At 72.2% G+C, this 12908-nt stretch carries 11 protein-coding genes and 1 riboswitch; of the genes, 4 read left to right on the forward strand and 7 right to left on the reverse strand.

Going from position 1 to position 12908, the window contains the following annotated elements; all coding sequences use genetic code 11:
* Nucleotides 1–214 (forward strand): DUF664 domain-containing protein (locus ABZ671_RS28980; RefSeq protein ID WP_357864102.1); only part of this gene is annotated, 214 nt, incomplete at its 5' end.
* On the opposite strand, the gene ABZ671_RS28985 is transcribed toward ABZ671_RS28980, so the two are convergent.
* From ABZ671_RS28985 to ABZ671_RS28995, 3 genes are all read right to left on the reverse strand, one after another.
* Complete coding sequence (locus ABZ671_RS28985) at nucleotides 115–2652, reverse strand: FtsX-like permease family protein (protein ID WP_357864103.1); 2538 nt, start codon at nucleotides 2650–2652, stop codon at nucleotides 115–117. The two genes, ABZ671_RS28980 and ABZ671_RS28985, sit on opposite strands and share 100 nt — an antisense overlap.
* Nucleotides 2645–3406: an ABC transporter ATP-binding protein gene (locus tag ABZ671_RS28990; protein ID WP_357864105.1), complete on the reverse strand. Its 762-nt coding sequence runs from the start codon at nucleotides 3404–3406 to the stop codon at nucleotides 2645–2647. The genes ABZ671_RS28985 and ABZ671_RS28990 overlap by 8 nt, the downstream gene beginning before the upstream one ends.
* A gap of 215 nt (nucleotides 3407–3621) precedes the next feature.
* Nucleotides 3622–4836, reverse strand: a complete 1215-nt coding sequence (locus ABZ671_RS28995; protein ID WP_357864107.1) for a chorismate-binding protein — start codon at nucleotides 4834–4836, stop codon at nucleotides 3622–3624.
* 123 nt (nucleotides 4837–4959) lie between these two features.
* On the opposite strand from ABZ671_RS28995, the gene ABZ671_RS29000 reads away from it, so the two are divergent.
* Nucleotides 4960–5160, forward strand: coding sequence for a DUF5999 family protein (locus ABZ671_RS29000; protein WP_007460326.1), 201 nt, complete (start codon nucleotides 4960–4962; stop codon nucleotides 5158–5160).
* Nucleotides 5161–5261: 101 nt separating this feature from the next.
* Here the strand turns inward: ABZ671_RS29000 and gcvP are convergent, their stop codons facing one another.
* Both gcvP and ABZ671_RS29010 read right to left on the reverse strand, forming a co-directional pair.
* A complete protein-coding gene (gene gcvP / locus ABZ671_RS29005; protein ID WP_357864109.1) occupies nucleotides 5262–8111 on the reverse strand; it encodes an aminomethyl-transferring glycine dehydrogenase in 2850 nt (949 codons plus the stop codon).
* 73 nt (nucleotides 8112–8184) lie between these two features.
* Nucleotides 8185–8283, reverse strand: a riboswitch (glycine riboswitch).
* Nucleotides 8284–8347: 64 nt separating this feature from the next.
* On the reverse strand, nucleotides 8348–9220 hold the full coding sequence (locus ABZ671_RS29010; RefSeq protein ID WP_357864111.1) for an NAD-dependent protein deacetylase: 873 nt from the start codon (nucleotides 9218–9220) through the stop codon (nucleotides 8348–8350).
* A gap of 89 nt (nucleotides 9221–9309) precedes the next feature.
* On the opposite strand from ABZ671_RS29010, the gene ABZ671_RS29015 reads away from it, so the two are divergent.
* Together ABZ671_RS29015 and ABZ671_RS29020 are read left to right on the forward strand one after the other, a co-directional pair.
* Nucleotides 9310–9969: an NAD(P)H-binding protein gene (locus ABZ671_RS29015; RefSeq protein WP_357864113.1), complete on the forward strand. Its 660-nt coding sequence runs from the start codon at nucleotides 9310–9312 to the stop codon at nucleotides 9967–9969.
* Nucleotides 9970–10404: 435 nt separating this feature from the next.
* The gene (locus tag ABZ671_RS29020) at nucleotides 10405–10890 is read left to right on the forward strand and encodes a DUF1062 domain-containing protein (protein ID WP_357864115.1); all 486 of its coding nucleotides are present in this window, start codon (nucleotides 10405–10407) and stop codon (nucleotides 10888–10890) included.
* An 89-nt stretch (nucleotides 10891–10979) separates the two neighbouring features.
* Here the strand turns inward: ABZ671_RS29020 and ABZ671_RS29025 are convergent, their stop codons facing one another.
* Together ABZ671_RS29025 and ABZ671_RS29030 are read right to left on the reverse strand one after the other, a co-directional pair.
* Complete coding sequence (locus ABZ671_RS29025) at nucleotides 10980–11744, reverse strand: cell division protein DivIVA (RefSeq protein ID WP_357864117.1); 765 nt, start codon at nucleotides 11742–11744, stop codon at nucleotides 10980–10982.
* A complete protein-coding gene (locus tag ABZ671_RS29030) occupies nucleotides 11741–12907 on the reverse strand; it encodes a globin domain-containing protein (RefSeq protein ID WP_357864119.1) in 1167 nt (388 codons plus the stop codon). Before ABZ671_RS29030 ends, ABZ671_RS29025 begins: the two co-directional genes overlap by 4 nt.
* Between the last annotated feature and the right edge of the window lies 1 nt (nucleotide 12908).

Genomic DNA, 12908 nt, shown 5'->3' on the forward strand with positions numbered 1-12908 from the left:
CCGCCGGGTGCTGATGCACATCATCGCCGAGACCGCGCAGCACGCCGGCCACGCCGACATCATCCGCGAGTCCCTGAACGGTGCCAAGAGCATGGACCCCGACGCGCTCACCCGTCAGTCGACGGTCACCGCCCGCAGCACGTCGACCCGGCTGGCCCGCCGGGCCGGGCCGACGGCGGCCAGGACGCCGACCAGCGTCGCGACGACCAGGTAGATCGCCAGCGTGGCGACCGGCACGGTCACCGTGGTGATGCCCCCATCGCCCAGCGACCGGGCCAGCGCCACCCCGGCGCCGGTGCCCAGCGCCACCCCGGCGAGGGCGCCGAGCAGTGACATGAGCACCGACTCGCGCCGGATGACGGTGCGGACCTGCCGGCGGGTCGCGCCGACCGCCCGCATCAGGCCCAGTTCCCGGGTCCGTTCCACCACCGACAGCACGAGGGTGTTGACGATGCCCAGCACGGCCACCACGACCGCCAGCAGCAGCAGCGCGGTCACCAGACCGAGCAGCTGGTCCACGGAGGCCTGCGCGTCCTTGGTCAGTTCGGCCGGGTCGCTCACCTTGACGTTCGGGTAGTCGACCAGCGCCTGCGTCACCGCGGTCTTGGCCGCCGCGCGGTCGGCGCCCGCCGGGTGCGTGACCAGGATCGCCTGGTCGAGCCGGGACGTGACGTTGCTGGCGTAGTCGCCGAGGGTGATGAGGTAGCCGGTGCCGATGAGCGACTCGCGTTCGAACACGGCGGCCACCCGCAGCGTCCGCGAACCCGTCTCCGGGAAGGTCACGGTCACCTGGTCGCCGACCTGCGCGCCCAGCGCCTTGGCCTGCTTGCTCGACAGCAGCAGCGTGCCGTCGCGGAAGTCGGCCAACGCCCCGGAGCGGATGTCCAGGTCAGCCACCTGGGACAGCCCGGCGGTGTCCAGGCCGGCGACGAACCCGTTCTGGTCGTTCACCCGGGCGGCGCCGAAGCGCATCTCGACCACGGTGGCGGCGCTGTCGCGCTCGCGCAGCAGCTCGGCGACGGACGCGCTGATCCCACTGCCGGCCCCCGCCGGCTTCAGGATCAGGTCGGCGCGGTTGCCACCGCTGACCGCGTCGGCGACTGACGTCTTGGTCGAGGACGCGGTGACCGACACCGCGCAGACGACCGCGAGTCCGATGGTCAGGGCCAGCGCCGTCGCGGCGGCCCGCTTGGGCGCCCGTCCCACGTTGCGGGCGGCCAACCGCCAGCCGCTGCCGGGCCGGCCCCGGTCGGCCAGCCACGCCATGCCGCGGGCCAGCACCGGCCCGGCCGTCACCAGGCCGGCGAAGGCGACCAGCGTGCTCAGCCCGGTAAGGGCCGGCTGGTTGCCGGCCACCGCGGCGGTGACCAGCCCGGCGGCGCCCGCCAGCAGCAGCACCGAGCCAATGACACGTCGGGCCGTGCCGAGGCGGCCGGTGGCCGGGGTCGCCTGCCGCAGCGCCTCGATGGGGGCCACCCGGGTGGCGCCCCACGCGGGGAGCACGGCCGCCACGACGGTGACGCCGACGCCGACGACAAGGGCCGCCACGACGGTGCGCGGCGCCACCACGGCCGTGGTGGTGGGTATCTCGATGCCGATCACCTTCAGCATGGCGCGGATGCCGACGGCCAGCCCGACACCGGCGCCCACGCCCAGCGCCGCCGATGCCAGACCGATGACGAAGGCTTCGGTGACGATGCCGCGCAGGACCTGCCCGCCGGTGGCGCCGACCGCGCGCAGCAGCGCGACCTCACGTCGGCGCTGGGCGACCAGCACGTTGAAGGTGTTCCAGATGACGAACGAGCCGACCAGCAGGGACACCCCGGCGAACACCAGCAGGATCGTGGTGAAGATCCCGAGGCCGTCGCGGACCGCCTTCGAACCCTCGTCGGCCGCCTCCTGGGAGGTGATCGCCTCGGTGCCCTCCGGGAGGATCTTCGCGATCCGGTCCCGCAGCTGCGCGGCGCTCACCCCGGCCGCCGCGCGCGCCTCGATCTGGTCGACCTTGCCGACCTTGCCGAGCAGCTGCTGGGCGGTGTGGGTCTCGAAGCTGGCCAGGGTGGCTCCGAGGAGGCTGTCGGTCTCGCCGAAGCCCACAATGCCGACCACGGTGAACTCGCCGGTGCCGCCCTCGAAGACGACCTTGGCGCGGTCGCCGACCTGGTAGCCGGCCTTCTTGGCGGTGGCCGCGTCGATGACCACCTCGTCGGGGCGGGTCGGTGCGCCGCCCTGGCGGAAGCTGAAGTTCCCGGCCAGGCTGCGGTCGGTGGAGATGCTCCCGCCTAGCGTCGGCGCCCCACCCGGCTGGATCGGCTCGCCCTGCTTGTCGAGGATGAGCGCGAACCCGGTCACCCCACCCCCGGCGGCTTCGACGCCGGGCACCTGGCGTACCCGCTCGACGAGTTGCTCGTCCAGCGGCCGGGCCTGGCCCTGGGTGTTGATGTCGGTGTAGGCGGCCTTGGCGCGGACCGTGACGTCGGTGCCCTTGGCCAGGCCCGTGTAGAGCTGGTCGAACGCCTTGCCCATGGTGTCGGACAGCACGAAGGTGCCGGAGACGAACGCCACGCCGAGGGTGACCGCCGCGATCGTGAGCACCAGGCGCAGCTTGTGCGTGAGCAGGCTGCGCAGGGAGATCTTCAGCACCTCAGTCACCCAGCCGCTTCATCGTCTCCAGGACACTGTCACGGGTCGGCGAGGTCATCTCGTCCACGATCGCGCCGTCGGCGAGGAAGATGACCCGGTCGGCGTACGCGGCGGCGATCGGGTCGTGGGTGACCATGACCACGGTCTGGCCGAGATCGTCCACCGCGGAACGCAGGAATCCCAGCAGCTCGGCGCTGGTGCGCGAGTCGAGGGCGCCGGTCGGTTCGTCGCCGAAGACGACGTCAGGCTTGGACACCAGGGCCCGGGCGACGGCCACCCGCTGCTGCTGCCCGCCGGACAGCTGCGACGGGCGGTGCCCGAGTCGGTCGCCGAGGGCGAGGGTCGTCACGACGGTGTCGAACCACTGCGGGTCGACCTTCCGCCCGGCCAGGTCGGCCGGCAGGGTGATGTTCTCCTTGGCGGTGAGCGTCGGCAGGAGGTTGAAGGCCTGGAAGACGAAACCGAGCCGGTCCCGGCGCAGCAGCGTCAACTGCTTGTCCGAGAGGGTGGCGAGGTCGGTGTCACCGACATACACCCGACCGGAGGTCAGGGTGTCCAGCCCGGCGAGGCAGTGCAGCAGGGTGGACTTACCGGACCCGGACGGGCCCATGATCGCGGTGAACGCGCCGGTGGCGAACTCGACGGTGACGTCGTCGAGCGCCACCACCGAGGCGCCCTCCCCGCCGTACTCCTTGCGCGCCATCTCGGCGCGGGCGGCGGCGGTGCGCGTCGCGGCCCGGGCGGCCAGATCGATGCTGGTCATGGTTATATGGTCTCTCTCTTTGATCATCCTGGGTGCGCGTCGTGCGGCGCCTGGGCGCAGCCTTGGCAACGGCGCTCACCAAACGCCGGAACGGTATGGGGAACGCCGTTCGCCGGTCAAGGAGAGATCTGCATCGTCCAGCCCAACGTTTTTCAACGATTCCCCAGCTCAGAAGCCTGTGCCGCGTCGGACAGGGCGGTGGGTTGTTGCCGGGCTCACCTCGGCGGGCGCTGTTGGGCGGTGGCCAGCAGCGCGCGCACCGGTGCGGCTTTCGCCGCCGCCTCGGCCACCTCGGCCGCCGGGTCGCTGCCCCAGGTGATGCCGCCCCCGGCCCACACGTGCAGCCGCTGCGCGTCCGCCGCGGCGGTGCGGATGGTCAGCCCCAGGTCGACCCGGCCGGGCCCGACCCAGCCCAACGCGCCCATGCTGGCGCCCCGGCCGACCGGCTCCAGGGCCGCGATCTGTTCCAGCGCGGCGAGCTTGGGCGCGCCGGTCACCGACCCGCCGGGGCAGACCGCCCGCAGCAGCGCCGCCAGGCCCAGCCCGTGCGCGGGCGCCGCCGACACCGTCGACTCCGCCTGCCACAGGTCGCACCATCGGCGTACGGCGAACAGTTCGTCCACCCGCACCGAACCGGTGCGGGCCACCCGCGCCAGGTCGTTGCGTTCCAGGTCGACGATCATCACGTGCTCGGCGCGTTCCTTGGCCGAGGCGAGCAGTTCCCGGTGGCCGGCGGGGGTGGCCGGCCGGGTGCCCTTGATGGGCCGGGTGACCAGGCGACCGTGGTCGAGGGCGATCAGTGTCTCCGGCGAGGCGCAGCCGATCGCCCAGCCCGCACCGGTCAGGGTGCCGCCGTAGCGGGCGCCGGGCAGTGCGGCCAGCCGCGCGAGGGCCGGCCGCGGGTCGCCGGCGTAGGGTGCGCTGGCGTGGCCGACCAGGTTGACCTGGTAGACGTCGCCGCGGCTGATGGCGGCGCGCACCGCCGTCACCGCGTCGGCGTGCTGGGCGGGGGTCCAACTCTCCCGCCAGTCCCCCAGCCGCCAGCGGCTCGCGGCCGGGTGCTCGGGCGCGGACGGCCGGTCGGTGTGGCCGTAGACGACCACCACCAGCTCGGGCAGCGCCGGGACCGGGGTGGGCGCGCCGGGTGGGCCGCCGGCGGCGTGCGCCCCGGCGGCGGTGGACAGGTACAGGGCGGCGCCGCAGACGCCGCCGTGCGGGTCGTGGGTGGCCGGGCGGGCCAGGTCGTCCAGGGCGATCCCGTGGGCGGTGAGGAACTCCTGCGCGAGCGCGGCCGGGTCGCCGCCGTCGGCGGTCCGCCACTGCAGGCGGGCCCGTTCCGCGAGCCGCTCGCGGCAGTCGGCGGGGGCGCCGGGCACGTCGATCATCCTCTGTGGGAGCGCTTCCACGCCGTCTGGCTCATCCTCGCTCATCCGTTCGGCCTATTTAAGGTAAGCAAGTCGGAAGCCTGCTCGATAGCGCGCGCTTCCGCTTGGTACTGTGCGTCACTGGTCATGTGAACCATGCCACAGCGCCCCCACAGCCCGGAGAACCCGATGTGCCAGCACCAACCCACCTGCCCCTCCGCTGAGGCGACCGACCGGGAAGCCGCCCGCGTCCTCGCCTGCTTCCGTGAGCAGGGCTGGAGCCTGCTCTGCAACGGCGTCATCGTCTTCGAGGACACCGGCGAACTACTCCCCGACGGCAGCAGCATCGCCCCGCACCGCGGACCCGCCCGCCACGCCCTCGTCGCCTGACCTCACCACGCTGCGTGACCGCAGCATGCGACGTCGACCCGGCCCGCCCCGGGTCGACGCCCCGGCCGGGGCGGCCCGACGACCGCCCCGGCGCGCCCGGCTCAACCCTCGAACGCCTCCGGCGACGGGCACGAGCAGACCAGGTTCCGATCGCCGTACGCACCGTCGATCCGCCGCACCGGCGGCCAGTACCTCCCCGCCCGGTCCACCCCGCCCGGATAGGCGCCCACCGACCGCGGATACGGATGCGGCCACTCGTCACCGGACACCATCGCCGCGGTGTGCGGAGCATTCGACAACGGATTGTCACCGGCCGGCCACTCACCCGACCCGACCCTGTCGATCTCCCCCCGGATCGCGATCATCGCGTCGCAGAACCGGTCCAGCTCGGCCAGATCCTCACTCTCGGTCGGCTCCACCATCAACGTCCCCGCCACCGGGAACGACATCGTCGGCGCGTGGAACCCGTAGTCGATCAGCCGCTTCGCCACGTCGTCGACGCTCACCCCGGTCGCCTTGGTCAACGGCCGCAGATCCAGGATGCACTCGTGCGCCACCAGGCCCTTGTTGCCGGCGTACAGCACCGGGAAGTGGTCACGCAGCCGCGCCGCCACGTAGTTCGCGGCCAGCACCGCCGTCCCGGTCGCCCGGGTCAGCCCCTGCGCGCCCATCATCCGCAGGTACGCCCACGGAATCGGCAGGATCCCCGCCGAGCCGTGGTTCGCCGCCGAGATCGCCGGCCGGCCGTCCTCGCGCGCCCCCACCGGGTCACCCGGCAGAAACGGCGCCAGGTGCGCCCGCACCGCCACCGGACCCACACCCGGCCCGCCACCACCATGCGGAATGCAGAACGTCTTGTGCAGATTCAAATGCGACACGTCCGCCCCGAACCTGCCCGGCTTGGCGAACCCGACCAACGCGTTGAGGTTCGCCCCGTCGACGTACACCTGGCCGCCGGCGTCGTGCACCTTCGCGCACAGCGACGCGATGCCCGTCTCGTACACCCCGTGCGTCGACGGGTACGTCACCATGATCGCCGCCAGGGCGTCCCGATGCTTGTCGATCTTCGCGTCGAGGTCGACCAGGTCGACGTTGCCGTCCGCGTCGCAGCCGACCACGACCACCCGCATGCCGGCCATCACCGCCGACGCCGCATTGGTGCCGTGCGCCGACGACGGGATCAGGCACACGTCCCGGTGCCCCTGCCCGCGCTGCCGGTGATACGCCCGGATGGCCAGCAGCCCGGCCAACTCCCCCTGCGAACCGGCGTTGGGCTGCACGCTGACCGCGTCGTACCCGGTCACCTCCGCCAGCCAACCCTCCAACTGGCCGATCAGCTCCCGGTAACCGGCGGTCTGCTCCACCGGCGCGAACGGGTGCAGGTGGGCGAACTCCGGCCAGGTGATCGCCTCCATCTCGGTGGTGGCGTTCAGCTTCATCGTGCACGAACCCAGCGGGATCATGCCCCGATCCAGGGCGTAGTCGAAGTCGGCCAGCCGCCGCAGGTAGCGCAGCATCGCCGTCTCCGACCGGTGGCGGTGGAACACCGGGTGGGTGAGGAACTCCGACGTACGGGCCAGCGCAGCCGGCAACACCACCTCGACCGGCACGTCGCCGGGCACGCCCACCGGCTGCCCGGCCACCACCGCGCCGAACGCGTCCCACACCAGCCGCAGGTGCGCCGGCGAGGTCGTCTCGTCGCAGGAGATCCCGACGTGGTCGGCGTCGACCAGGCGCAGGTTCACCCCCCGCCGGGCGGCGTCCGCGACAACGGCCCCCGCACGCCCCGGCACCCGCGCCAGAACGGTGTCGAAGAAGCCGGCGTGCATGACCTCGACGCCGTCGACGCCCCGCAGCCCGACCGCGAGCCGCGCCGCCATGTCATGGGTACGCCGGGCGATCGCCCGCAGCCCGTCCGGGCCGTGGTACACCGCGTACATGCCGGCCATCACCGCCAGCAGCACCTGCGCGGTGCAGATGTTGCTGGTCGCCTTCTCCCGGCGGATGTGCTGCTCACGGGTCTGCAACGCCAGCCGGTACGCCGGGTTGCCGTCGGCGTCCTTCGACACGCCCACCAGCCGGCCGGGCAGCATCCGCTCCAGACCCGCCCGCACCGCCAGGTAGCCGGCGTGCGGCCCGCCGAAGCCCATCGGCACCCCGAACCGCTGGGTGGTGCCGGCGGCCACGTCGGCGCCGAACTCGCCGGGCGGGCGCAGCAGCGTCAACGCCAGCAGGTCCGCGGCCACGCACACCAGCGCCCCGACCGCGTGGGCCGCCGCGACGAGCGGGGCATGGTCCCGCACCGCCCCGGACGCCCCCGGGTACTGCAGGTGCAGGCCGAAGAACGCCTCGGGCAACTCGTCACGGTCGACGTCGACCACGCGCACGTCGATGCCGAGCGGCTCGGCCCGACTGGTGATCACCGCGATGGTCTGCGGCAACGCGTCCGCGTCCACCACGTACACGTTGCTCGTGCTCCGGGACGCACGGCGGGCGAGGGTCATCGCCTCCGCCGCCGCGGTGCCCTCGTCGAGCATGGACGCGTTCGCGGTCGCCAGACCCGTCAGGTCGGTGACCATCGTCTGGAAGTTCAGCAACGCCTCCAACCGGCCCTGGCTGATCTCCGGCTGATACGGCGTGTACGCGGTGTACCAGGCCGGACTCTCCAACACGTTACGGCGGATCACCGCCGGGGTGTGCGTGCCGTGATAACCCAGGCCGATCATGGACACGGCGACCGTGTTCCGGGCGGCCAGGGCACGCAACTCGGCCAGGGCCTCCCGCTCGCTGGCCGGCGCCGGCAGGTCCAGCGTGCCGTGCCAACGGATCACCTCGGGAATCGCGGCGTCCATCAGCTCGCCGATGGAGCTGTAGCCGACGGTTTCCAGCATGCGGCACTCGTCGTCCGGATCAGGGCCGATATGCCGATCGGCGAACTGCTCTGCGGTCATGCGCTGCGCTCCTTGTCGGGGCGAGGTCGACAGGTCGGCCTCCCCCTGAGTCGCGCTCACGCGCTCCACAGTGCCTGCCCACGTGGTCCTTTTGCCTGAGAGGTTCCGGGGAGGAATCTGCCCCTTCGGCGCCGCCCGGGCGTTTCCGGGCGGTCTCTCCCGCGTGGGTGGTACCGGCAAGGTCAACGCTACCAGCGGCCCTGTTCCCGGCTCACGACCTCCCCGCCGGGCGTCTACTACCCCGCCGACGCACCCCCGACGACGAGGCCGACAGGCGTGGCCGGGCCGGCGACCCGGTCCGCCAGGGCGGGCAGCACCTCACCCAACGGCCCGTCCACCGTCACGGTGGCGTGCCCGTCCCCGCGGGTCGGACCCTGGTTGACGATAGCGACCGGAATGCCCAGTTTCACCGCCCGGATCACGAACCGGCGGCCGGACATGACCGTCAGCGACGAGCCGAGCACCAGCACCGCCCGGGCCCGCTCGACCAGGGCGAAACAGTCCGCGACGCGGGGCGCGGGCACCGTCTCGCCGAAAAACACCACGTCCGGCTTCAGCATGCCAGTGCCGCAGATGCCGCAGTCGACGATCCGGAACCCGTTCACCGCCTCGTCGGGCAGATCGACGTCGCCGTCCGGGTTGACCTCGGTCACCCGCGCGGCGAAACCCGGGTTGGCCTCCCGCAACCGCCGATCCAGCTCCTCCCGGGAGGTCAGGTTGCCGCAGTTCAGGCAGACCACCTCGTCGAGACGACCGTGCAGCTCGACCACCCCGGTGCTGCCGGCCGCGGTGTGCAGCCCGTCGACGTTCTGGGTGATGATCCCGCGCACCAGACCGGCGTGCTGCAGCCGCGCCACCGCCCGATGCCCCCCGTTCGGGGCGGCCCGCGCGATCAGCCGCCACCCCAGGTGGCTGCGCGCCCAGTAACGCCGCCGTGCCTCCGGATCCCCGGTGAACGCCTGGTACGTCATCGGAGTGTGCCGGCGGGCCGCGCCGCTGGGCCCCCGATAGTCCGGGATGCCCGACTCGGTGGACAACCCGGCGCCGCTGAGCACCACCACATCCCCGCCACCCACCAGCCGGGTCAACGCCTCGAAAGTCCGCCTCACCCGTCCATGCTGCCTCACCCATCACCCCGCCGACGACCAGCGCCCGGCTTACCCACGGCACCAGCCCGCCCGGCCGATAGGTTGACAACATGCGAGTCGTCATCGCCGGAGGCCACGGCAAGATCGCCAAGCTGCTGGAGCGGGAACTCGCCGGGCGCGGCGACACCGCCGTCGGGCTGATCCGCAACCCCGACCACGCCGCCGCCCTGCACGCCGCCGGCGCCGAACCGATCGTGGCCGACCTGGAACACACCGACGTCGACACCGTCACCGCCCACCTCGCCGGCGCGGACGCGGTGGTGTTCGCCGCCGGCGCCGGCCCGGGCAGCGGCGCCGCCCGCAAGGACACCGTCGACCGGGCCGCCGCCCTGCTGCTGGCCGACGCCGCCCAGCGCGCCGGCGTCCGCCGCTACCTGCTGGTCTCCTCGATGGGCGTGGACCAGCCGCCCACGCCGGACCGCGGCGAGGTGTGGGCGGCGTACCTGCGGGCCAAGAAAGCCGCCGAGGTCGAGATCACCAGCCGGGACCTGGAGGTTACCGTGCTGCGCCCCGGGCGGCTCACCGACGACCAGCCCGTCGGGCGGATCACCCTCGCCCAGCACGTCGAACCCGGCGAGGTCACCCGCGCCGACGTGGCCCGGGTCCTGCTCGCGCTCCTCTACGAGCCGGCCACCGCCGGGCTGACCCTGGAACTCGTCGGCGGGGAAACACCCATCGCCGACGCGATACACGCGGTCGCCGCCCGCTGACCCGTCACCCCGGGCGGACACGCCGCCGACCAGCCGGCCCCGTCCCGCACGCCCCACCACCGCCGGCACCGGCCGCAGCAGACGTTTCCCGATCTCGCCACCACCTCTGCGGGCTGGTCGCGCGCCAGAAAACCGTTGGCGCCTTCCTGCCGGGTCCCCGTAGGTTGCCCCCCAGCCCCATTCCAGTGAGGACAAAGGACAAACCCGCGTGACCCCGCCTGCTCTTTAGATCTGACACCTTTCCCCGCTCGCCGGTAGCCGACGCACCCGCCGGCTACGCCGGGCTGCCCACGCGTGCCCGGGCAAACAGCGTTTGAGGCCCCGCGTCATCGGCCTCATGTCAGGTCCAGAGAGATGGTCATGTCTTCACAACCTCATACCGTGCTGCCCTGGTTCGTTCGCCGGACCAGGCTGCCGCTCCTGTCGTTACGGTGCGTGAACTGCCGGTCAGAGTCGGCCACCACCGGCGAGGGCAGGTTCCGCGTCAACGCCAACGGCAAGCTGCTGGACGTGTGGCTGCTGGTCCGCTGCGTATCCTGCGATCGGACAAGCAAGCTCACCGTGCACGAGCGAGCGCAGGTCAGATCCTTCGATCCGGCCGAGCTCCACGGCTACCACAACAACGATCCGGAACTGGTGGCGTCCAGGTTGTTGGATCCACTGCTCGCCCGGCGCAGCCGCTTCACCCTGGATTGGACGGGAGCCTGGCGGCTGGACACCCCGCCGGCATGGCTCGACCAGGCGTGGCCGGTTCAGGTGGAGGTCGTCTTCGACGCACCGGTACCGGTGCGCCCGGAACGGCTCATCGCGCAAGGGCTCGGCCTCAGCAGGCACGAGGCACTGCGCCGGATCAAGTGCGACACTCCGCTGCGCCGTCCCACAAGCGCCGGATTCACCTTCACCGTGACGGCTCGAGACTAGCGGGGAGGTAGCCGCAGCGGGCCACCCGGCAGCAGCCCTGGTGCCGGGTGGCCCGCCGCATCCTGCGAGCCGGCGGGCCGAACCCCAAGTCAGCGCTGATGGCGGGGCGCCACGGCGACCCGCACCCGACCGCCACCCACCGCCGCCGCACCGCCGGCACCAGCGCCGACCGACGCGCCGCCGCCCTTCACGGCCGCACCGCCGACGGCTACCGCCGGAGCGCCGGTGACCTCCGCAGTGATCCGCTCCATCGTCCGCGCCAACTGCGCACTGCCGTCGTCCAGGTGCCGGGCCGCCGCCTGCATGTGCGACATCATCATCTCGCCGAAGATCCGCAACGCCTCCCGCGCCGCCACGGAGTCATCGAAACTCGCACCGGCGTTACTGCGGTAGTCCGACACCGCCCGCTCGGCCTCCTGCTTCGCCTCCTCCGCCGCCGCCCGCATGTAACTCTCGTACTGCATCCGGGCGTACTCGGCCACCCGCTGCGCGTAGTCATGCGCCTGGGCGATGATCTGCTCGGCCTCCCGCTGCGCCGCCGACAGCAGGTTCACCTCCTTCGCCGCGGGCAACTGCCCCGCCGCTCCGGCGCTCGGAATCACCCCATGCCGGTGCAACTCCAGGTGATCGTTGAGCCGCTCGTTCTCCGCCCGCAGATTCGCCACCTGCGCCGCCAACACATCCAACTCGTCGGCGACCTGCATCCGGAACCGGTCCACATCCGCCGGTTCGTACCCGCGGCGGGTGAACGACGCCGCGTCGAACTCCCACCGACGCACCCGATCCGCGGTCATCCGAACCTGCACGCTGGCAACCTGACCACCGTCATACCTGCTGATCGGGGTCGCGCTCACCGGACACCTCCGAAATTGTCAGGGGCGTTCGCCGTCCGCCACATCGGCCCGTACCAGTGCTTGCCGAAACCCTCATGGTGCAGCTGACCGGCCTGATAGCCCACCTCGGTCAACCGGGCCACCGAATGACTGACCATCTCATCCGACCCGCATACGTACACATGCCGGGACCGGAAATCCTCGTCCGCCAACGCCTGGTCCACCACATGCGCGAACGCCCCCGGCTGCTGGAAGTCCGTCCCCACCACGTAGGTGACGGTCAACCACGGGTACGACGCGGCCAGCTTGTCAATGACCTCGCTGTCATAAAACTCGCCGCGTGAACGAGCCCCCACATACAGGTCCACCCGACGCCGGGAACCCTCCCCCGCCACCTGCTCGATCAGCGCCTTCAGCGGCGCCCAACCGGTGCCACTGGCCAGCAGCAGCAAATCAGCCGACCCGGCCGGCCACAGCGTCAACCGGTCCCCCACCGGCGCGGCCAGGTGCAACTGGTCGCCCACCGCGCACCCGTACACCAGCCGCGACGACACCGCGCCACCCGGAGCCGCCCGCACATGCAACTCCAGCGTGCCGTCGGCGCGCGGCGCGTTCGCCGGCGAGTAGTACCGCCACGACCGCACCGCCGGATGAGACACCCCGATCGACTGGCCCGGCGTGAACGGCAGCAGATACTGCGGACGCAACGTCAACACCGCCAGATCGAACGCCCGCCGCTCGTGCCCGAGGACCTCGGCCACCCACCACGGCGGGGCCTTCGTCTCGGCCGCCTGCGCGGCGTCGATCATCACCTGCGAGACCAGCCCGTACGCGGCCGTCCAATCCTGGGCCAGCTCGTCGGTCCACGCCGCGCCGAGGAAATGCCGCAGCGTCGCCACCAGCGCCCCACCGACCGCCGGATAATGCTCGGCGCGCACCGCGAACTTACGGTGATCCGCACCCAGATCCTGCAGAAACCCGACCAGGCTGTCGACCTGGTCCACGTGGGACACGATGTGCCCCAACGCGGTCACCAGCCGGTCCCGCTGCCCGGCCATGTTCGTCGGGAACATCTGCCGGGTCTCCGGATTAGCCAGGAACAACGTCGAATAGAAGTAGAGCGGCACCTGATCGCCGTGCGCAGCGACCAGGGACCAGCTCTCCTTCAGCCGTGCCGCGTCCACG

The organism is Micromonospora sp. NPDC006766 (assembly GCF_040636055.1).
Taxonomy (GTDB): domain Bacteria; phylum Actinomycetota; class Actinomycetes; order Mycobacteriales; family Micromonosporaceae; genus Micromonospora.